Here is a 21190-nt window from a genome sequence, read left to right as displayed (position 1 = left end):
TGCGGTAACACTTACGCCCGGTCATGCATGGCAGGCATGTCCCGGCCCAGCCTGCTGTGCCGCATGCCATACAACCCGTAGATCACCAGCCCGATGGCCAGCCACACCACCAGCCGCAGCCAGGTCAGTCCATCGAGCGAGACCATGACCACCAGGCAACTGATAATGCCTGCAATGGGCACGACCATGCCGCCGGGCACGCGAAACACGCGCGGGCGGTCAGCTTCACGCACACGCAGCACCATCACGCCCACGCACACGATGACAAAGGCCAGCAGCGTGCCGATCGAGGTCATGTTGGCCAGTTGCGTAATGGGCAGGAAGGCAGCCATGATTCCGGTCACCACCATGAAGAACAGGTGGCAGGCAACTGGCGTGCCCCAGCGTTTATGGGTGCGGCCAAACATGGGCGGCAGCAGCCCGTCGCGCGCCATGGCGAAGAACACCCGGCTCTGCCCCAGCAGCATGAGCAGCATGACCGACAGGAACCCGCATATCACCCCCACCTTGACGGCAGCCTTGAGCCAGACAAAGGGGGTCTGGTCGATGGCAGTGGCCACGGGGGCGGCGTCACCTGCAAGGTCGCGGTAATTGACCAGCCCCGTCAGCACGAACGAGAAGCTGATATAGACCAGCGTGCAGATGGCCAGCGTGCCCATCAGCCCGATGGGCATGGCGCGGCCGGGATTGCGGGTTTCCTGCGCTACGGTAGAGATCGCGTCAAACCCCAGATAGGCAAAGAAGACCAGCCCTGCCGCGCGCATGATGCCCGACACCCCGTAATGCCCGAATTCACCCGTGTTGGGGGGAATGAAGGGCGTGTAATTCGCGGTATTGATATAGGGCAGGCCAAAGCCGATTACGGCGGCGATGATGACCAGCTTGACCACCACGATCACGCCGTTCAGCCGCGCGGATTCGGAAATGCCGCGCATGAGCAGGGCGGAGAGCGCGAAAATAATGAACACGGCAGGCAGGTTGGCCAGACCATGCACGGGCTGGCCATCCACCATGCCCACCACCTCGAATGGCGAGGCCATGAAGCGGGGATCGATATGAATGCCCCATCCCTCCAGCAGCGAGCGCATGTACCGCGCCCAGCTGACCGATACGGCAGAAGCGCCAACCGTATATTCCAGCACCAGATCCCAGCCGATGATCCACCCCGCCAGTTCACCCAGCGCGGCATAGGCATAGACATAGGCACTCCCCGCCGAGGGGATCATGCCCGCAAGCTCGCCGTAGCACAGCCCGGCGAAGGCGCAGGCGATGGCCGCCACCGCGAATGACACGATCACCGCAGGTCCGGCATTATCGCCCGCAGCGATGCCGGTCAGCGAGAACAGGCCCGCCCCGATGGTGCCCCCCACACCTAAAGTAAGCAGGCTGCCAACGCCCAGAACACGTTTCAGCCCCGCGTCGGGCAATGGGGCGCCTACGGGCAGCCTGCGCAGCAGGGCGCGCCTGATGTCTGTGCTCATGGGGCCACGCCTGTCGTGCCGCAGGTGGGTGCATGGGGTCGAACAACGGTCAAATCAGCCTCTCCCGGTCATTTTGGCGTTGTCTAAACGCTATGATATGGCGCACATAGCAGGCCTGTCCCCATAGGTGTCATGTCCGTTTGCCCAGCCGGAAATGACAGACGATAATTTGATGGAGAACCATACCGGTGTCGGACCCTATCAGCCAGAGTGACCTCAAGCAGTTTTTCCGCGCCCCCCTGACCGAAGCCGACCCCGATGTCGCCGCCATGATCGATGCGGAACTGGTGCGTCAGCGCGACGGGATCGAACTGATCGCCAGCGAGAACATGGTCTCGGCCGCCGTCATGGCCGCCCAGGGCAGCGTCCTGACCAACAAGTATGCCGAGGGTTATCCCGGTCGCCGCTATTATGGCGGCTGCGTGGAAGTGGACAAGGTCGAGACCCTGGCCATCGAACGCGTGAAGAAGATGTTCGGCGCCGAATTCGCCAACGTGCAGCCCCATTCCGGCGCCAACGCCAACCAGGCGGCGTTCATGGCCATGGTCAAGCCGGGCGATACCGTGATGGGCATGAGCCTTGCCGCCGGTGGCCACCTGACGCATGGCGCGGCCCCCAACTACTCGGGCAAGTGGTTCAACGCCGTGCAGTATGGCGTGCGCAAGCAGGACGGCCTGCTTGACTACGAGGAAATGGAGCGCCTGGCCCGCGCCGAGAAGCCGAAGCTGATCGTGGCCGGCGGCTCCGCCTATCCGCGCACCATCGACTTCGCCCGCTTCCGCGCCATTGCCGATGAGGTGGGGGCCTACCTGATGGTGGACATGGCGCATTTCGCGGGCCTTGTGGCCGCTGGCCTGTATCCCTCGCCGGTGCCGCATGCGCATGTCGTGACCTCGACCACGCACAAGACCCTGCGCGGCCCGCGTGGCGGCCTGATCCTGACCAACGACGCCGACCTGGCCAAGAAGATCAACTCCGCCGTGTTCCCCGGCCTGCAGGGCGGTCCGCTCATGCATGTCATCGCGGGCAAGGCAGTGGCGTTTGGCGAGGCGCTGCGCCCCGACTTCAAGACCTATCAGCAGGCCGTGGCCAGCAATGCCCGCGTTCTGGCCGAGACACTGGTCAAGGCTGGCTTTGACATCGTGACCGGCGGCACCGACTGCCACCTGATCCTTGTTGACCTGCGCCCCAAGGGAGTTACGGGCCGTGCCGCCGAGCGTGCGCTCGAGCGCGCGGGCATTACCGCCAACAAGAACGCCATTCCCTTCGACCCCGAGAAGCCCGCCATCACCTCGGGCATCCGCCTGGGCAGCCCGGCGGCTACCGCGCGTGGCTTTGGCGCGGCCGAGTTCCATGAAATCGGCCTGATGATCGATGAAGTGCTGACCGCCCTTGCCAGGACACCGGGCGAGGAAGGCTGCGAGAAGACGGAGCAGGCCGTGCATGCGCGCGTCAAGGCGCTGTGTGCCCGCTTCCCCATCTACGCCTGAGCAATGAGGCACGCCCGCCCTGGCAACCTTGCCGGGGCGGGCCTTACGCCGCGCCGCTGGCGGCCCGGGCGAAGCGCACCGCCGTATGCCCGCGCGCGGGGCGCAGATTGGGCATGACCAGCATGCACCGGTCATAGGGCGTGCGGATTTCGTCACGCCCGTCATGCGCGACAAGCGTGCCCCGCGTGGGCAGGACATGCCCGCCGCGGAACGGGGCCACGAAACGGAACGCGCCCGTGCGCGCCGTCACCACATCTGTCACCACCATATCGTGTTGCAGTTCAGGCGTGCCCGTCGCGGGCACCGACAGGCCGCAGCACGGCCCGATCAGGGACATGACAGCCTGCATGGCGCGGGCAACCGTGCTTTCATGCCAGTGCTGCCCGGCTTCGAGCAGGCAGGCGGCAGCAGGGCCGTCATCGCTGAAGCGGGGATGGTCGATCAGCCTGCAGCCGCTCCGGTGCCCCTGATCGGCAACTGTCGTTCCCACGCCGTCAACCCGTCGCGCCATCTGCCGCCCCTGTGCCGACAGCCCGGACAGCACCAGCGGATCGCCCGGCCACAACATGGAATGCAGGTCGAGCAGCCTGTCCGCCGTCAGGATAACGGGCAGAAGCATCCGCGCGCGGTCGAGTTCATGCGCCGCGCGGCAACCTGCCAGCGTGGCGGGCGACCAGACGCGGTTCATGTCCTCATCCACGCAGCGTGCCCTTACGGGGTCACGCGGGTCGAAAAGATCCATCGCCTCGGGGTTGGCGAATATGAAGGACAGGCGGCCCGAGCGTGGGCGGATGCGCGCGCGCAGCAGGCGGTCGAGCACGATGGCGCCCGAGAACTCATTGCCGTGGATCAGGCTGACGCACACGATATGCGGCCCCGGCCTGCGCCCCTCGTAATGCATGACGCCGGGTATGCCGCAATTGCCTTTCCGCCATGGCGTGATGTCAGGTGGCGAGAGGTCAACACGCCATCGGGGCAGGGGCTGGACGGGTGGGGGCAGGCGGTCAAGAAACGGTGTGGGGCGCGTTACGCGCACCGGCAGCGGCGTTTCATCCGGCCCGCATGTCATGCGCCGTGCAGCCCGCCGTGGCGCGGGCTGGCCCCATCACGGCGCAGGCCAGAAACATGCATGACATCGTAGTTCATCATGCCAGCAGTTTATCCCGCCCGCCTGCCACGGCAAGGCCACCACAACACCCCGGGCATGACAAATGCATGACGGCATGCAGGCTTACTCGGGCAGTGTTGCGATACGGATACGCTGTCCGGTCAGGCGTTCAATGTCCTTCAGCGCCTGCCGTTCCTCTGGCGCGCACAGGGCCACGGCCATGCCGCGCCGGCCCGCGCGCGCCGTGCGGCCGATGCGGTGCACATAGGCTTCGGCAGGGGTGGGAATATCGTGGTTGATGACAAGGGCGATGTCGTCAATATCGATTCCACGCGCCATGACGTCGGTCGCCACCAGCACGCCCACGCGGCCCTGGCGGAAATCACGCAGCATGCGCTCGCGCCGGGCCTGTGAATGATCGCCATGGATGGCAACGGCGGGCGTAAGCGCCGAGACCGCGCGGGCAATGGCATCCGCCTCCTGTCGCGTGCGTACGAAAATCATCACGCGCTGCATGCCATACTGCCGCAGGCAGGCCAGTGTTGCCTCCGCCTTGTGGCGCATCGGCACGAAAATGGCATATTGCGCGATGCGGGGCGCAGGAGCCTGTTCGGCCTCCATGCTCACGCGCACGGGCTTGTGCAGCAGGCGGGCGGCCAGTTCGGCCATGGCGGGCGGCATGGTGGCCGAGAAGAGCAGCGTCTGGTGGCGTGGCGGCAGGGCTGAGGCAAGGGCCAGCATGTCCTCGGCAAAATTGGGGTCGAGCATGCGGTCGGCCTCATCAAGCACGAACTGCGTGATGGTGGACAGGTCCAGTTCGCCCCCACGCGCAAGATCGATCACCCGCCCCGGCGTGCCGACCACGATGGCGATTCCCTCGGCCAGCGTCCTGGCCTGCGCCACGCGCGCCGTGCCGCCGGTAGCCTGCAGCGCACGCAGGCCGCTGCCACGGGCAAGGCCACGCAGCACGCCCGCCGTCTGGCCCGCCAGTTCGCGCGTGGGCGAAAGGATCAGGCAGCGCACGCGGCTGTTATCGGCGCTGTCCTCCGCGCCATCGCCCTGCATCAGCGCGGACAGGAGCGGGGCGGCGAAGGCGATGGTCTTGCCGCTGCCGGTGCTGGCAAGGGCCTCCACGTCCCGGCCCGCCATGATGGGGGGGATGACCGCGTTCTGGATCGCGGAAGGTTGGTGCAGGCCCATGCGGGTCAGTGCTGCCACCACGCGGCCATCAAGCCCCATGCCGGAAAATGTCGGTTCTGTCTCGCTCATTGCTGCCCCATAGCGCGGGTAAGCCCGCGACAAAAGGGGCAGGGCATTGACGGCCTGCCCCATGTCCCGCCAGATGGAGGCATGCAAGCCCCCTTACGCCCCGCAACCGTTATCGCGCCAGACCTTGCGGGCATGCGTTCGCAAACCTTTGGTCTGGCCCGGCGCGCGGGTCTTGCGCCCGAACTGCACGCCCTGGCGCCACGCGGCCTGTGGCGGCACATGCCCGCCGCCTGGTGGCCCGCGCCCCTGCGCGCCATCAGCCCGCTTGGCCTGCCCGATACGTATCGCGACCACCCGGTCATCAGCATAGGCGGCAGCGGCGGCGCGGTGGGAGCGGCGCTGAAGCGGGAAGGGGCCTGCGTGATACAGGTGCAGAATCCGCGCCTTTCACCCGCGCGGTTCGATCTGGTCATTGCCAACCACCATGACCGGCTGCGTGGCCCCAATGTCGTGCTTACGCGCACCGCGCTGCATGGTGTCACCCCGGCGCTGCTGGCGCAGGCGCGGGAGGAATGGCTACCCCGTCTGGCACATCTGCCACGCCCGCTGGTGTCGGTGCTGGTAGGAGGCGGCAACGGGCGCTTCCGCCTTGGCCCGGCAGAAGGCGCAGCTTTGGCAGGCGAACTGGCGGCCATGATGCGGCGTGACCGCGTGGGCATTGCGCTCACGCCCTCGCGCCGCACCGACCCTGCCGTGTGCCATGAACTGCAACGCGCCCTTGCAGGCCCCGATGCATGGGTGTGGGACCAGACCGGGCCCAACCCCTATCTTGGCCTGCTGGCCTGCGCCGATGCGATCGTGGTGACGATGGATAGCGTTTCCATGGTATCAGAGGCGGTGGCGACGTCCGTACCGGTCATGGTGGCGGCGTTGCCGGGCCGGTCACGGCGCATCGGGCATTTTTTACGTGAACTGGAACAGGCTGGCCGCATCCGCCCCTTTGCCGGGCGGCTGGAAACATGGGAGGTCATGCCCCTTGATGATACCGAACTGGCGGCGCAGGCCGTGCGGCATTACTGTGGCCTGCCGCCCGTAGCCTGATGACCCTCCCGCCCGCACCGAAGTGGAACAAGACGGCACCCATGCTTGGCATTCGCACCTTTGACCCGCGCACTGGCGGCAACATGGCCTACCGGGCCCTGACCCATCCGCTCGCCGCTGAAAAACTGGCCATTCTGAACCGCGAACTGGCCGAATCCGGTCCTGTCGCGATCTATGACCCGCACGGCATGGTCGAAACCATTCTGCCCCTGCTGCCCATACCCCTGCGGATTGCGGGGCTGTACACCCATGATTCGCTCAAAGTGGGGCAGCACTGTCGCGGGCAGGCGCTGCGCGCGCTGGCCGATCTGCCCGCAAGCACGGCCACGACCGTGTGGGCGCTGGATTTTGCCTCCGGCATCATGGAAAACCGTCTGGCGGCCCTCATGCCCCCCGGCGGCACGCTGCACACGCTGGCGTCGATACGCCTGCCGCAGGATATGCTCTCGGTGGGGCATCACTATCTTGACCGGCTCAACTTCGGCACCAATTTCGCTTTCTTCCGCGAAACGGAGGAATTCTCCACCCGTCTGGTCACCGCCAATTACTGGGCCCGCTATGGTGCGCGCGAGGTCAGGCTGTGGCTGCGGCTGTTCGATGAAAACGGTGCCGTGCTGCACACATGGCAACACTCCGTGTCGAAGGGGGAGCAGGCCATCATTCTCGATAGCGCCGAGATCCGCCAGCGCTTCGACCTGCCAGAGTTTACCGGCCAGCTGTTTATCCACGCCATCGGCATCGCGGGCCATGACGTGGTGAAATATGCGCTGGAAACACGGGGCAAGGGGGCGAATGCCAGCCTGTCGGTCACGCACGACGCCAATGCCTGGCCCGCCAACCGCTACGCCAACCTGCCAGCTCCCACACCGGGCGAGGACGTGGTGCTGTGGGTACAGAACAGCCACGACCTGACCATTCCCGCTGGCGCCATGACGCTGAACCGCATGGGATGCGATGAACAGGTCGCCATTGACCAGACGCTGGCCCCGTACCAGACGCTGGCGGTGCATATGCGCGACATGCTGCCCGATCTGGCCTGGCCCGCGCAGGTTGAATTCCGCGCGGGTGGCTATGTGGTGCGCCCGCGCTATGAGGTGACGCGGGGGGCGCGCACCCGTATCGCGCACCTCAACGTGCAGCGCGCCGACCTCCAGCCCGATCCCGGCATTGCAGAACTGGACCCGCGTTTTTTCGGGCGGGGGTATCTGCTACCTTTCCCCGTGCCCGACCCCGAGCGTTACCGCACGCTGGTCGTGCCCGCGCCCATGGCCGAAAGCCTGACAAGCCTACCCGTGCGCGTGGATTGCTTCGACCAACACGGACAGGCCGGGGCCACGCAGTTCATGGGCAATCTGGGGCGCGACCATGCCAGCGTGCTTGATGCGGGCGCGCTTGCAGGCGGGGCAGGGCATGCCGAACTCGTCTATGACTTTCGCGAAGGCGGCCGGGCTGATGGCTGGCTGCATGCCCTGATCCGCTACGAGGACCGCCTGAGCGGCCATGTGGCCGAGACCAGCTTTGGCGCGCATATCTTCAACACCGCCATGACCTATCGCGGGGAACCACAATCCTATGCCGGGCCACCGCCGGGGCTGTCCACACGGCTGTTCCTGACAGCGGCGGTGCATGAACCCTACAGTTTCTGCACGCTGATCTATCCGGCATCCGGGCCGTGGCATGCGGTATCCGATACGCAGCTTTCGCTCCATGCGGCACATGGCGCGGTCATGGCTCAGGAACACCTCGCCATTCCCCAATCCGGTTCGTGCGAAATCTCTCCGCATGAGGTATTCGGGCGGCCCGCGCTGGAAATTGCGGGTGAGGGGGCTTATGTCATCATCCGTGACACAACCTGCCGCCTGTTTGGCTATCATGGCCGCAGGACCGGAGACGGACGGTTTTCAATCGACCATATGTTCGGGTTCTGAGCAGGCCGTCATGCCGGGTGACGACGGGCAGGTGTGAGGCTTATGCCTGCCTGACCGGCCCGTATGCAATGAACCGGCCATGACCGGCATGGAGGAAGACCGACCGCACCATGATCGTACAGGACACCAATTTCTTCTGTGACATGCCACAGGACATGAAATATCTGCGCGACCGTAACCCGCCGCAGAATTTTCTTGAGCAGAACATGATCTTTGTCCTGCCCGAGCGGCTGCGCAAGTTCCGCCGCAACCTGTTTCATGTCCGGCGCACGGAAGCGGACGCTACTGTCTATGCGCCGCTGTTCAGGGTGCGCTGCATAACCGAACGCGAGCCCGTGCCGGAAGGGTATGACGGGCCGTTTGATGTCTTTCCGTTCTACACCAATCCCACCCGCAAGCGCCGTCGCACGCTGGATTACTACGTGCTGTTCCTGTTTCAGGACAAACTGTCCTACGTCAAATGCCGGGATGCGTTGGGCGACGTGCCGTAGGACGCTCTGTTTTTGAAAGCTTTTATTTTCGGGGGAGGCCGCCAGAGGCTGGCATGAACGGCCAACCGACCGCACAGCAATGCGCCGCATGCGTCAGACCCATTGTGATGGGCTGCTGCAATGCAGTTTTTACGCTTATATTGTAAGGGATTAGGCCGGATGGTGGGTGCGACAGGGATTGAACCTGTGACCCCCGCCGTGTGAAGGCGATGCTCTACCGCTGAGCTACGCACCCATCCGCTTCGGTGGGGCTTATTTAGTCCAGCCAGGCGGGGGGCGCAAGAGGGAAAAATCGCTTTCGGGTCATTTTCCACCCGCACGGCGGAAGCGGTAGGCCAGGGCCTCGGCAATATGGCCGCGTTCCACATCGGGCTGCGCGCCCAGATCAGCTATGGTGCGGCCCACGCGGAGCAGGCGGGTGAAGCCACGGGCGGAAAGACGCATCTTTTCAGCAGCCTGCACGGCAAAATCACGCGCCTGCGCGGTTATGCGGAAATCATCGGTCGAGGCCTCGGCATTACGGGCTTCGCCCTGGCGGGCCTGCTGCCGGGCCACAGCCTCGCGCACGCGGGCCGCCACGATGGCGCTGGCCTCGCCACCCTTGAGTTCGGCAATGCGGCTCAGGGGCATCGGTTCGACATGCACGGTCATATCCAGCCGATCGAGCAGCGGGCCGGACAGGCGGCCCTGATAGTCCTCGCCACAGCGGGGCGCCTTACGGCATTCCTGCGCCGCATCACCCAGATAGCCGCATTTGCACGGGTTCATGGCGGCAATAAGCTGGAAGCGGGCAGGGTAGGTGACATGGGCCGCAGCCCGGGCGATGGAAATGCTGCCGGTTTCCATCGGCTGGCGCAGTACTTCGAGCGCCGAACGACCGAATTCGGGCATTTCATCCAAAAACAGCACGCCACGATGCGCCAGGCTGACCTCGCCAGGCCGCGCCCGCGCACCGCCACCGCTCAGGGCGGCGGGGCTGGAGGAATGATGCGGATCACGGAACGGCGGCCGGCGCACGGGCTGGCCATCCTTCAGCAGGCCGCCAATACTGTGGATGCGGCTGATTTCCAGCATTTCAACAGCAGTCAGGTCGGGCATGATGCCGGGCAGGCGGGCGGCCAGCATGGATTTGCCCGCACCCGGCGGCCCGACCATAAGCAGCGAATGGCGGCCTGCGGCGGCGATTTCCAGCGCGCGACGGGCGGTTTCCATGCCACGGATATCAGCAAGGTCGGGCAGGGTGCCCAGGTCTTCTGGCGCAATGGGGGGCAGTTCGACCGGCTCGATCACCTGCTGGCCACGGAAATGGTTGAGCAGCTCGGGCAGGGAGCGGATAGCAAGGATATCCATCTCCTCACTGGCCCAGCGGGCCTCGACGCCCTGGGCTGCGGGGCAGATGAGCCCGAGCGACAGGCTGGCCGCCGTCATGGCGGCGGGCAACACGCCACAGACCGGGTTGACGCCACCATCGAGCGACAGTTCGCCCAAGGCTGCATAACGCTGCGCCATATCACCCGAAAGCAACCCCATGACGACAAGCAGGGCAAGAGCGATGGGCAGGTCGAAATGCGATCCTTCCTTCATCAGGCTGGCAGGCACCATGTTGACCACGATGCGCTTGGCCGGCAGCGCAAGCCCCATGGCCGACAGGGCCGCGCGCACGCGCTCACGCGATTCATTGATCGCCTTGTCTGGCAGGCCCACGATCAGGAAAGATGGCAGGCCAACAGAAAGCTGGACCTCGACTTTGACAGGAACGGCCTCGATGCCGGAAAATGCAAAACCGCAGATCGATGCGAGCGCCGTATCAGTCATGTGTGGATGATGCCGGATTGCGGGCAACTTGACCATTATGGAACATGGCGAAACTGGCCAGATCATGCGCCCGGCCTTCTTTCACATCGAATTTGTTGGCATAATATTTCTTATAAAACTTTTAGATGCGTGGGGAAGAGGGGGCCTGTGCCTGACCTGTCTGCCTTCATCATCCCATTCTGGCTGTGCGGTTTTGTGCACGCTGCTGTCCCAGCCAGCCATGCCGTGCTGCATGTGGCCGATGTGCCACGATGATGCGCCGCCCGGGCACGGCGCATCACTTTCACCCTTCCCTTAAGCGTCGTGGAACATGTCCAGATCGCCAAAGCGCGTGAACTCACCTTCGAAGAACAGGTTCACCGTCCCTGTCGGGCCATGACGCTGCTTTTCCAGAATCAGCTCGGCGCGGTTATGGGCCAGGTCCATCTTGCGCTGCCACTCCTCCATCGCGGTCTGGTACTTGTCCACGGAATCGTAGGAGGTTTCCTTGGGCTGGCGCTGCTGCAGGTAGTACTGATCGCGATAGACGAACATCACCGCATCGGCATCCTGCTCGATCGAACCGGATTCACGCAGGTCCGACAGCATCGGCCGCTTGTCTTCCCTGCTCTCCACCTGGCGCGACAGCTGTGACAGCGCAATGACCGGCACCGACAGTTCCTTGGCCAGCGCCTTGAGCCCCTGCGTGATCATGGAGATCTCGAGCACGCGGTTATCAGCCTTGGTGCCGACCGAGGGGCGCATAAGCTGCAGGTAATCGACCACCACAAGGCTCAGCCCCTTGGTGCGCGCCAGCCTGCGGCAGCGCGTGCGCATGGCCGAGAGCGTAATGGCGGGCGTATCGTCAATATGCAGCGGCAGTTGCGACAGTTCACGGCTGACCTGCACAAAGCGGTCGAATTCCTTCTGCACCAGTTCGCCACGGCGGATTTTCTCGCCCGATACGCTGGATTGCTCGGACAGGATACGGGTGGCGAGCTGCTCGGCCGACATTTCCAGCGAGAAGATGGCCACCGAGCCCTTGGGCTTGGCGTCATCCTCGGCCTCGCGCGCGGCCTGCATGAGCGAGCGCGCGGCGGAGAACGCGATCTTGGTGGCCAGCGCCGTCTTGCCCATGGCGGGGCGCCCGGCCAGGATCAGCAGATCGGATGGATGCAGACCGCCGGTTTTCTTGTCGAGATCACGCAGGCCGGTGGTCAGGCCCACCACGTCGCCATCGCGGTCAAAGGCATGCTGGGCAATCTTGACCGCATCGGCCAGAGCGCGGTCAAAGGACAGGAAGCCGCCATCCTGCCCTTTCTCGGTGGCCAGGCGAAACAGCGCCTCCTCGCTGGCGGCGATCTGGTCGGGGCCATCAAGGTCGGGGCGCGCGCCAAAGGCGTTGTTCACCACGTCCTGCCCGATATCGATCAACTGGCGGCGGATCCAGGCATCATGGATCACGCGCCCATAGTCAGCGGCGTTGATGATGCCGACCATCGATGTCAGCAGCTTGGCGAGATAGGCCGTGCCGCCTACGGGATCGAGCACGCCGGTATTCTGGAAATAGATGCGCAGCGTGACCGGATCGGCCAGCTTGCCATCCTCGATATGCTGCGAAATCGCATCATAGATCTTCCCGTTGATCTCATCGGCAAAATGGGCGCCGGTCAGGAAGTCGGAAACGCGATCATAAGCCTTGTTGTTGGTCAGCAGCGCGCCAAGCAGCGAGTCCGGCTGGCGGGACTCAGCGGAGGGAGGATTCTGGATGGTATTCACCCCTTCCTTCTATCCGATCAGGGGGCCGCGCCGGAAGAGATGATTATGCATGGCCGCGCCAGCAGGCTGCCCTCTCCTGCGTGGCATAATAAAAAACATGTTTTCCACCCGGCCTTGGGCCAATGGGCGGGGTAGCGCGATTTTTGACCATGCCCCGCAGGCAGGCAGGCGCCACACGCGCATGCGGGCGGGTTGCCGCATGGGTCTTTTCTGATTAGGCGTCGAAAAATCTTTTCCGTGGAATATGGTCATGACCCCACTTAGCAATACATCCCTGCCCCACCTGCCGCCCGAGATCGTGGTGCCTGCCTATGACCGCAGCAAGGTAACGCCCGGCATCGCGCATATCAGCGTTGGCAACTTTCATCGTGCCCATCAGGCCGTCTATATCGACCGCGTGCTGGCGCGCCCGGGCCAGCAGGACTGGGGCCTGCTGGGCATCGGCCTGATGGAAAACCCGCATGAGGCGCTCAAGGCACAGGACATGGCGGCGCAGGACTGCCTGTATTCCCTGACCGAATGCGCGCCCGATGCGCCAAACGTGGTGCACGTGATCGGCTCCATTACGGAATATATGTACGCCCCCGCCAACCGGGCCGCCACCATCGCCCGCCTCGCCGACCCTGCCATCCGCATTGTCAGCCTGACCGTGACCGAGGGCGGTTATTACGTTGATGAAAATGGCGCCTTCCCCCTCGATCACCCGGTCATTGCCGAAGACCTGAAGCGCGACGTGCCGCACACCGTGTTCGGCCTGCTGACCGAGGCCCTGCGCCAGCGGCGCGAGAGTGGCGCGGGTCCGTTCACCATCCTGTCGTGTGACAACCTGCCCCAGAACGGCCACGTGGCGCGCGCGGCCTTCCTTGGCTGGGCGCGGGCGCGTGATGCGGGGCTGGCGCAGTGGATGGAGGAGAATGTCACCTTCCCCTGCACCATGGTGGACCGCATCACCCCTGCCGTGCACCCGGAGGACGTGAAGCGCCTTGATGCCGAAAGCGGGCTTGATGACCGTATTCCGGTTTTCTGCGAGGATTTCATCCAGTGGGTCATCGAGGACAAATTCTGCGCAGGGCGCCCGGAACTCGATGCCGTGGGCGTGCAGTTTACCGATAATGTCGAGCCCTATGAGGCGGTGAAGCTGCACATGCTCAATGCCTCGCACTCGCTGCTCGGGCTTTCGGGCGTACTGTCGGGCTACCGCTTTGTCAGCGAGATCATGCTCGACCTGAACGAGGTCGCGCTGGTTGAGCAGTATCTGGCCTTCGATGCCGAGCCCCTGCTGCACGCGCCCCCGGGCATGGCGCTGAGGGATTATGGCAGGCGGCTGCTGCACCGTTTCCGCAACAAGGCGATCAGCGACCAGCTGCTGCGCATTGCCTTTGACAGCACCTCCAAGCTGTCCATGTTCATCAAGAGCACCGCCATGGGCGTGATCGCCCATGGCCGCCCGGTCGAGCGCATCGCCTTCGTTGTGGCCTGCTATGCGGAATATTTACGCGGGCGTGATGATAAAGGCACGGTCTATGATGTGGTCGAGCCCCATTTGACCGATGAAGACCGGGTCAAGGCAGCCTCGACACACCTTGAAGATGCGCTGGACATGACCGCCTTTGCAGGCTGGGATCTGCAGGAAAGCACGGTTTTCGTGCAGCGCTACCTGGCGCTGCGCCAGTCAGTTCGCGACCGAGGAACCCAGGTTACGTTGCGTGAGGTTATATCTACCGGGGAATAGATATTCAGGGGGAAATCTAACCCCCTGACATATTAAGACACACGTTTTGTTCATAAAGTTGGGCTTGACCTGATGGCGTGTCCTACGTTTTCTTATTGAAAATGTTCGGACTGTATCACGGTAATCAGGAAAACTTATGAATAGCCTCATACGCTCGGCTCCCCTTCTCGCTGCGGCCATTGCCGTCTGCGCCCTGACGGGTCTCTACCTGCTGGGAGGCGGGCTATGGCTGTGTCTCATCGGCGGCTCCTTTTATTATGTCGTCGCCGGCGCCCTGCTGCTGGCCACGGCCGTGCTGCTGTTACGGCGGCAGGCCATGGCGCTTACGGTCTATGCCGTGCTCCTGCTTGGCACGATGGTATGGGCCGTGCAGGAAGCCGGGTTTGATTTCTGGGCGCTCGCGCCGCGTGGCGATATTCTGGTGCCCATCGGCATCGTGCTTGCCCTTCCGTGGGTAACGCGCCACCTGCACCCCGCAGGCCCCGCCACCCGCCTGCCCCTGTTTGGCGCGATTGCCGCCGCCGTGGTGGTGGTGGGTGCTGCCCTGACACAGGACCCGCAGGATATTGCAGGCAACCTGCCAGCAGTAGCGCAGAATGCCCCCGAGCCGGGCGATGCCCACCAGATGCCCGATGAGGATTGGCAGGCTTATGGCCGCACCCAGTTTGGTGATCGCTTCTCCCCGCTCAGGCAGGTCAATGCCAGCAATGTCAGCAAGCTGAAGGTGGCCTGGACATTCCGCACCGGCGACCTGCGCGGCCCCAATGACCCCGGTGAAATCACCGATGAGGTCACGCCCATCAAGATCCGTGATACGCTCTATCTGTGCACGCCCCACCAGATCCTGTTCGCGCTTGATGCGAAAACGGGCAAGCCACGTTGGAAGTTCGACCCCAAGCTGGCGTACAACCCCACTTTCCAGCACCTGACCTGCCGTGGCGTGTCCTATCACGAGGACAAGGCGGATGACGCGCAGGCAGCAGATGGGGCGGCAAGCCCGGTCGAGTGCGCACGCCGCATCTTCCTGCCCACCAATGATGGCCAGCTTTTCGCGCTCGATGCCGCAACCGGCGCGCGCTGCGCCAGCTTTGGCAATAATGGCGTGGTGAACCTGCAGGACGGCATGCCGGTCAAGACGCTGGGCTTTTATGAACCCACCTCCCCCCCGGTCGTGACCGATACCACCGTGATCGTGTCCGGCGCCGTGACCGACAACTATTCCACGCACGAGCCCTCGGGGGTGACACGTGGCTTCGACGTGCATACCGGCGCGCTGAAATGGGCGTTCGACCCCGGCAATCCCGACCCGAACGAGATGCCGTCCGAGCACCATACCTTCGTGCCCAACTCCCCCAATTCGTGGATCACGTCATCCTATGACGCCAAGCTCGACCTGATCTACATCCCCATGGGCGTGCAGACGCCCGATATATGGGGCGGCAACCGCGGTGCCGATGCCGAGCGCTATGCAAGCTCGATCGTGGCGCTGAACGCCTCCACCGGCAAGCTGGTCTGGTCCTACCAGACCGTGCACCATGACCTGTGGGACATGGACATCCCCGCCCAGCCCAGCCTGGTCGATATCCGCAACGAACAGGGCGAGGTCATCCCCACCCTGTATGCTCCGGCCAAGACCGGCAACATCTTCGTGCTTGACCGGCGCAACGGCCAGCCCGTGGTGCCCGCCCCCGAGCGCCCCGTGCCGCAGGGGGCCGCGCCGGGCGACCATCTCTCGCCCACGCAGCCCTTCTCGCAACTGACCTTCCGCCCCAGCAAGCTCCTGACCGATGCCGACATGTGGGGCGGCACGATGTATGACCAGCTGGTCTGCCGCATCATGTTCCACCGCCTGCGCTATGATGGCACGTTCACGCCGCCTTCGCTGCAGGGCACGCTGGTCTTCCCCGGCAATCTCGGCATGTTCGAATGGGGCGGCCTTGCGGTTGATCCCGTGCGCCAGATCGCGATTGCCAACCCCATCGCCATTCCGTTCGTATCCAAACTGATCCCGCGTGGGCCGAACAACCCGGCAACGCCTGACAAGTCCCTGCCCTCTGGCTCGGAGAGTGGCGTGCAGCCGCAGTTTGGCGTGCCTTATGGCGTGGACCTGCATCCGTTCCTCTCGCCGTTTGGCCTGCCGTGCAAGCAGCCCGCCTGGGGCTACATGTCGGGCATCGACCTGCGCACCAACAAGATCGTGTGGAAGCACCGCAACGGCACGATCCGTGACAGTGCGCCGCTGCCCCTGCCCATCAAGATGGGCGTGCCCAGCCTTGGCGGTCCGCTCACCACGGCTGGTGGCGTGGCGTTCCTGACCTCGACGCTCGATTACTACATCCGCGCCTATGACGTGACCGATGGCCGCGTGCTGTGGCAGGACCGCCTGCCCGCCGGTGGCCAGTCCACGCCCATGACCTATGCGGTTGATGGCAAGCAGTACATCGTCACCGCCGATGGCGGCCACGGGTCATTCGGCACCAAGCTTGGTGACTACATCGTCGCCTACAGCCTGCCTGACGGGAACTGAGGCCCCGCGCCGGGGAAGGAGTGTTTCCTTCCCCGGCTTGACATTGCCCGTCATATCTATATTCTTATGTATATAGATACTACCCAAGACAGGCCACCTTGCAAACCATTATCCACGGGTTTGCAGGGTTTTCGTGCATTAAGCAGAAAATCAAATAAGTCTTATCATAGCTTTGATCTTACGTGCGCCCGAACGGCTTGATTAGGAAATGGTAATACTAAAGTTTCCGCCGTGGCGCCGATGTTCCCGCACATCCGGCAGTTCCGGTGCTTCGGAGGGGGTGCAATGTTGCGCCGCCTCCTGTGTTTCGCGCCATGACGGCACTGGAACCGGGCGGATGATACGGGGTGATATGATGACTTTCACAACCGCGAGAACATCGTGATTAAACGTATTGCAGCAGCGATTGTGGGGATCGGTGTCGCCGGTGGCGTCGGGTTCCTGGCCTATGCATGGTATCCGGCCATTGCGCCGGTTGCACCGCCTCCTCCCTCCACCTTCACCGCCGCCCAGATCGAGCGCGGGCGCGTGCTGGCCGCTGGCGGCTACTGCGCGGAGTGCCATACCCGCACCGATGGCGTGCGCGGCGTCGAGCTTGCAGGTGACTACAAGATGGACACGCCCTTTGGCGCCATCTTCTCCTCCAACATCACGCCCGACCCCGAAACGGGCATCGGCCACTGGTCGGAGGCCGCCTTCAAGCGCGCCATGCGCAAGGGCATCTCACGGGACGGCACGCAGCTCTTCCCCGCCTTCCCGTTCGATCACTTCACGCACATGACGGATGAGGACATCGACGCTGTCTATGCCTTCCTCATGACCCGTGCGCCGGTGCATTCGGTCAAGCGTGAGAACACGGTGGGCTTCCCCTTCAACATCCGCCTCGAGCAGGCGGGCTGGAAACTCCTGTTCCTGCATGAAGGGCCGCTCAAGAACAATCCGAACCAGGATGCCGAGTGGAACCGTGGCGCGTATCTGGCCGAAGGCCTGAGCCACTGCTCGGCCTGTCATACGCCGCGCAACCTGATGGGGGCCGAAAAGGCCAGCGCGCCTTATGATGGCGCCCCGGTCGATAACTGGATCGCCCCCCCGCTCAACGAGCACAACCCGACCCCGGTCGTATGGACCGAGGACGAGTATTTCAAATACCTTCGCTTTGGTTCCGCGCCGCTGCATGGCAGCGCGGCAGGCCCGATGTCGCCGGTGGTGCATGGCGGCCTGAGCGAGATGCCGGAATCGGACGTGCACGCCATCGCGCACTACCTGGCCGAGATCGATCACGCCTCCACCCGCGTCAGCAATGACCCCAAGGCCATCGAATGGGCCATGAAGGCCTCGATGAAGGATCTGGTCGGCCCGCAGGTCAACCCGAACGCCAAGCTCTATGCCGGCGCCTGCGCCGCGTGCCACGCCAATGCTGGCCCGCAGCCGATTGAAGGCCGCCCCGACCTCGCGCTGAACAACGCGCTGTGGCTGGATGAGCCGACCAACCTGTTCCAGGTCATCCTGCGCGGCATTGGCACGACGGAAGGCATCTCCACGGTGTCGATGCCCAGTTTCTACCATTCCTTCTCGGATGCGGACCTGGCCCGACTGGCAACCTACCTGCGTGCGACACGCACGACCCTGCCGCCGTGGACCGATCTGGAAAAGAAGGCCGCCGAAGTGCGCAAGACCCTGCCCGCGCCGCCTGTCGCGTCGTCCCATTGAGCTGAAAGACGGAGCTAGAACATGACGACCTTTCGCCTCAATGGACGAGACGTAACCGTTGACGTGCCGGATGATACCCCCCTGCTGTGGGTCATCCGTGACGAAGTTGGCCTGACCGGAACGAAATTCGGTTGTGGCATCGGCATGTGTGGTGCGTGCACCATTCATATCGGTGGCCGGGCCACCCGCTCGTGCGTGACGCCAGTCAGCGCGGCAGAAGGTGCTGATATCACCACGATCGAAGGCATCGACCCCGAGGGTAACCACCCCGTGCAGCAGGCCTGGCGCGAGATCCAGGTGCCGCAATGCGGCTACTGCCAGTCCGGGCAGATCATGCAGGCCGTGAGCCTGCTGAAGGATTACCCCTCTCCCACGGATGAGGAAATCGATGCCGTCATGGCAGGCAGCCTATGCCGGTGCATGACCTACATTCGCATTCGTGAGGCCATCAAGAAGGCCGCGGCCAACGCACGCGGAGATGCATCAAATGGGTAGATTAAACCGCTTCCGCCTGGGCAAGGACGGACGCCGCGAACAGAACACGCTGTCGCGTCGCGGCTTTCTTGTCACCTCGCTTGGCGCCGGGGTCATGTTCGGCTTCGCACGGCCTGCTTCGGCCAGCCAGATTTTTCCGCTCGACAAGGCCCTGCCAGGCGATGGCGCGTTCGAGCCGACCATCTGGTGCTCGATTGCGCCCGATGGCGAGATTACGGTCAACATCATCCGCGCGGAAATGGGCCAGCATATCGGCACCGCGCTCGCCCGCATCATCGCGGACGAGATGGAAGCCGACTGGAGCAAGGTCCGCATCAACTACGTGGACACCGACCCCAAATGGGGCCTGATGGTGACCGGCGGCAGCTGGTCGGTGTGGATGACATGGGATGTGTTCCGCCAGGCTGGCGCCGCGACCCGCACCGCGCTGGTCGAGGAAGCTGCCCGCCTGCTCGGCACGACGCCTGACAAATGCACGGTGGCCAATGGCATCGTGACGGCTGGCGCCAAGCAGATCAGCTTTGGCGACATCGTGGCCAAGGGCCATCCGTCGCATTCCTTCACGCCTGAGGAAATGGCCAAGCTGCCGCTTAAGCCCGCGAGCGAACGCCGCCTGATCGGCAATGCCGAGATCAAGGCGCTGGACATTCCGGCCAAGACCAACGGCACCGCCATCTACGGTATCGACGTCAACGTGGAAGGCATGGTCTATGCCCGCCCCAAGATGCCGCCCACCCGCTATGGCTCGAAGGTGCGCTCCGTTGATGATACGGACGCCAAGAAGATCAAGGGCTATGAGCGCTACCTGATCATCGAGGATCCGTCCGAGGTGGTGCAGGGCTGGGTCGTGGTGCTGGCCAAGACCTACAGCGCCGCCATCCGCGCGGCAGATGCGCTGAAGGTTGAGTGGACGCCGGGCGAGACCATCCACACATCCGAGGCGGACATTCAGGACCGTGGCCGCGAGCTGATCAAGAACAAGGATGGTGGCGTCTACATCTTCAATGATGATGGCGTGGACCAGGCCTTCAGTGGCGCGCATACGGTCATGGAGCAGGAATATACCTGCGCATCCGTGCTGCACTACCAGCTTGAGCCGACCAATGCCGTCGCCTTCGAGAAGGACGGCGTGTACGAGATCCATGCCGGCAACCAGTGGCAGAGCCTGATCCTGCCCACACTGGCCAAGGCGCTGCAGGTGCCCGAGAGCAAGGTGATCCTGCGCAGCTACCTGCTTGGTGGGGGCTTTGGCCGCCGCCTCAACGGTGACTACATGATCCCTGCGGCCCTCGCCTCCAAGGCGCTTGGCGGCAAGCCGGTCAAGCTGATCCTGACCCGCTCGGACGACATGCAGTTCGATTCCTTCCGCTCGCCTTCCGTCCAGCGCGTGCGCATGGCGTTTGATGGCAGCGACAAGATCACAAGCATGGACTACCAGGCCGCTGCGGGCTGGCCCACGGGCGTGATGGCGCAGGCCTTCATGGAAAAGGGTGTGGACGGCAAGCCTTATGACCAGTTCGCCATCGCCGGTGGCGATCACTGGTATGAGGTCGGTGCCTTCCGGGTGCGCGCGCTACGCAATGACCTGGCGGAAAAGACCTTCCGCCCCGGCTGGCTGCGTTCGGTCAGCCCCGGCTGGACCAGCTGGGGGATCGAGTGCTTCCTTGATGAGGTTGCGCACCGCCAGAAAAAGGACCCCGCCCAGTTCCGCCTTGAACTGCTGACCGCGCAGGGCCGCAACAAGGGCGAAGCGCCGGATTCCGTAGGTGGCGCGCTGCGTCAGGCCGCTGTTGTCCGCCGCCTGATGGAAAAGGTGAACTGGGGCAAGACCACCCTGCCCAAGGATACCGCACTCGGCCTTGCCACCACGGCAGGACAGGAACGCGGCATGCCGACCTGGATCGGCTGCGTGGCGCAGGTTCATGTTGACCGCAGCACCGGCGTGGTCACATGCCAGAAGCTGACCATCGTGGTCGATGCGGGCACCGTGGTCGATCCCGATGGCGCCAAGGCCCAGACCGAGGGCGCGGCGCTGTGGGGCCTGAGCATGGTCCTGTTCGAGAACACGGAAATCGTGAACGGCCTGCCCGTAGACCGGAACCTGAACACCTATACCCCGCTGCGTATTGCCGATACGCCGGAGATGGACATCGAGTTCCTACCCAGCACCGAGAAGCCCATGGGCCTTGGTGAGCCGGGCACGACGGTGGTGGGGCCTGCCATTGGCAACGCCATCTTCAATGCCGTGGGCGTGCGCCTGCGCCATATGCCGGTGCGCCCGGCCGATGTGCTGCGCGGATTACAGGGAAGCTGATCCCTTACATCCGGATACAATGAAAAAAAGC

At 64.0% G+C, this 21190-nt stretch carries 14 protein-coding genes and 1 tRNA gene; 9 read left to right on the top strand and 6 right to left on the bottom strand.

Translation table 11 applies throughout. The features are described from left to right. Window positions 1–11 precede the first annotated feature (11 nt). Window positions 12–1481 (bottom strand): amino acid permease, encoded by a 1470-nt coding sequence (locus R5N89_RS05995; protein WP_167400845.1) that lies wholly within the window; start codon window positions 1479–1481, stop codon window positions 12–14. A gap of 200 nt (window positions 1482–1681) precedes the next feature. On the opposite strand from R5N89_RS05995, the gene glyA reads away from it, so the two are divergent. Beyond that, the gene (gene glyA, locus R5N89_RS05990) at window positions 1682–2971 is read left to right on the top strand and encodes a serine hydroxymethyltransferase (RefSeq protein WP_208624655.1); all 1290 of its coding nucleotides are present in this window, start codon (window positions 1682–1684) and stop codon (window positions 2969–2971) included. Window positions 2972–3014: 43 nt separating this feature from the next. Here the strand turns inward: glyA and R5N89_RS05985 are convergent, their stop codons facing one another. Together R5N89_RS05985 and R5N89_RS05980 are read right to left on the bottom strand one after the other, a co-directional pair. Then, window positions 3015–4040: a succinylglutamate desuccinylase/aspartoacylase family protein gene (locus tag R5N89_RS05985; RefSeq protein ID WP_110568210.1), complete on the bottom strand. Its 1026-nt coding sequence runs from the start codon at window positions 4038–4040 to the stop codon at window positions 3015–3017. Window positions 4041–4202: 162 nt separating this feature from the next. Continuing rightward, window positions 4203–5318 (bottom strand): DEAD/DEAH box helicase, encoded by a 1116-nt coding sequence (locus R5N89_RS05980; protein WP_110568450.1) that lies wholly within the window; start codon window positions 5316–5318, stop codon window positions 4203–4205. 111 nt (window positions 5319–5429) lie between these two features. On the opposite strand from R5N89_RS05980, the gene R5N89_RS05975 reads away from it, so the two are divergent. The 3 genes from R5N89_RS05975 to R5N89_RS05965 all read left to right on the top strand — a co-directional run bounded on the left by R5N89_RS05975 (window position 5430) and on the right by R5N89_RS05965 (window position 8808). Beyond that, window positions 5430–6389, top strand: coding sequence for a mitochondrial fission ELM1 family protein (locus tag R5N89_RS05975; RefSeq protein ID WP_110568208.1), 960 nt, complete (start codon window positions 5430–5432; stop codon window positions 6387–6389). 41 nt (window positions 6390–6430) lie between these two features. Continuing rightward, a complete protein-coding gene (locus R5N89_RS05970; RefSeq protein ID WP_110568448.1) occupies window positions 6431–8317 on the top strand; it encodes a hypothetical protein in 1887 nt (628 codons plus the stop codon). 110 nt (window positions 8318–8427) lie between these two features. Beyond that, a complete protein-coding gene (locus R5N89_RS05965; RefSeq protein WP_110568206.1) occupies window positions 8428–8808 on the top strand; it encodes a hypothetical protein in 381 nt (126 codons plus the stop codon). Window positions 8809–8968: 160 nt separating this feature from the next. Here the strand turns inward: R5N89_RS05965 and R5N89_RS05960 are convergent. The 3 genes from R5N89_RS05960 to R5N89_RS05950 form a co-directional block, all read right to left on the bottom strand. Continuing rightward, window positions 8969–9043 (bottom strand) — tRNA-Val (locus R5N89_RS05960). Between the two features lie 68 nt (window positions 9044–9111). Then, window positions 9112–10623 carry a YifB family Mg chelatase-like AAA ATPase gene (locus R5N89_RS05955; RefSeq protein ID WP_110568204.1) on the bottom strand — a complete coding sequence of 504 codons (1512 nt, stop codon included), beginning with the start codon at window positions 10621–10623 and terminating at the stop codon, window positions 9112–9114. A 294-nt stretch (window positions 10624–10917) separates the two neighbouring features. After that, the gene (locus tag R5N89_RS05950; protein ID WP_354680705.1) at window positions 10918–12381 is read right to left on the bottom strand and encodes a replicative DNA helicase; all 1464 of its coding nucleotides are present in this window, start codon (window positions 12379–12381) and stop codon (window positions 10918–10920) included. A 250-nt stretch (window positions 12382–12631) separates the two neighbouring features. Between R5N89_RS05950 and R5N89_RS05945 the strand changes: the two genes are divergently transcribed. The 5 genes from R5N89_RS05945 (at window position 12632) to R5N89_RS05925 (ending at window position 21159) form a co-directional block, all read left to right on the top strand. Beyond that, the gene (locus R5N89_RS05945; RefSeq protein ID WP_110568446.1) at window positions 12632–14113 is read left to right on the top strand and encodes a mannitol dehydrogenase family protein; all 1482 of its coding nucleotides are present in this window, start codon (window positions 12632–12634) and stop codon (window positions 14111–14113) included. Window positions 14114–14249: 136 nt separating this feature from the next. After that, the gene (locus R5N89_RS05940; protein ID WP_110568200.1) at window positions 14250–16640 is read left to right on the top strand and encodes a glucose/quinate/shikimate family membrane-bound PQQ-dependent dehydrogenase; all 2391 of its coding nucleotides are present in this window, start codon (window positions 14250–14252) and stop codon (window positions 16638–16640) included. Window positions 16641–17021: 381 nt separating this feature from the next. Next, window positions 17022–18350: a cytochrome c gene (locus R5N89_RS05935; RefSeq protein ID WP_110568199.1), complete on the top strand. Its 1329-nt coding sequence runs from the start codon at window positions 17022–17024 to the stop codon at window positions 18348–18350. A gap of 21 nt (window positions 18351–18371) precedes the next feature. Beyond that, on the top strand, window positions 18372–18845 hold the full coding sequence (locus tag R5N89_RS05930; protein WP_061271735.1) for a (2Fe-2S)-binding protein: 474 nt from the start codon (window positions 18372–18374) through the stop codon (window positions 18843–18845). Next, window positions 18838–21159: a molybdopterin cofactor-binding domain-containing protein gene (locus R5N89_RS05925; protein WP_110568197.1), complete on the top strand. Its 2322-nt coding sequence runs from the start codon at window positions 18838–18840 to the stop codon at window positions 21157–21159. The genes R5N89_RS05930 and R5N89_RS05925 overlap by 8 nt, the downstream gene beginning before the upstream one ends. Window positions 21160–21190 lie beyond the last annotated feature (31 nt).

This window comes from Komagataeibacter sucrofermentans DSM 15973 (genome assembly GCF_040581405.1).
GTDB lineage: Bacteria > Pseudomonadota > Alphaproteobacteria > Acetobacterales > Acetobacteraceae > Komagataeibacter > Komagataeibacter sucrofermentans.
This window is presented reverse-complemented; position numbering and strand designations above follow the sequence as displayed.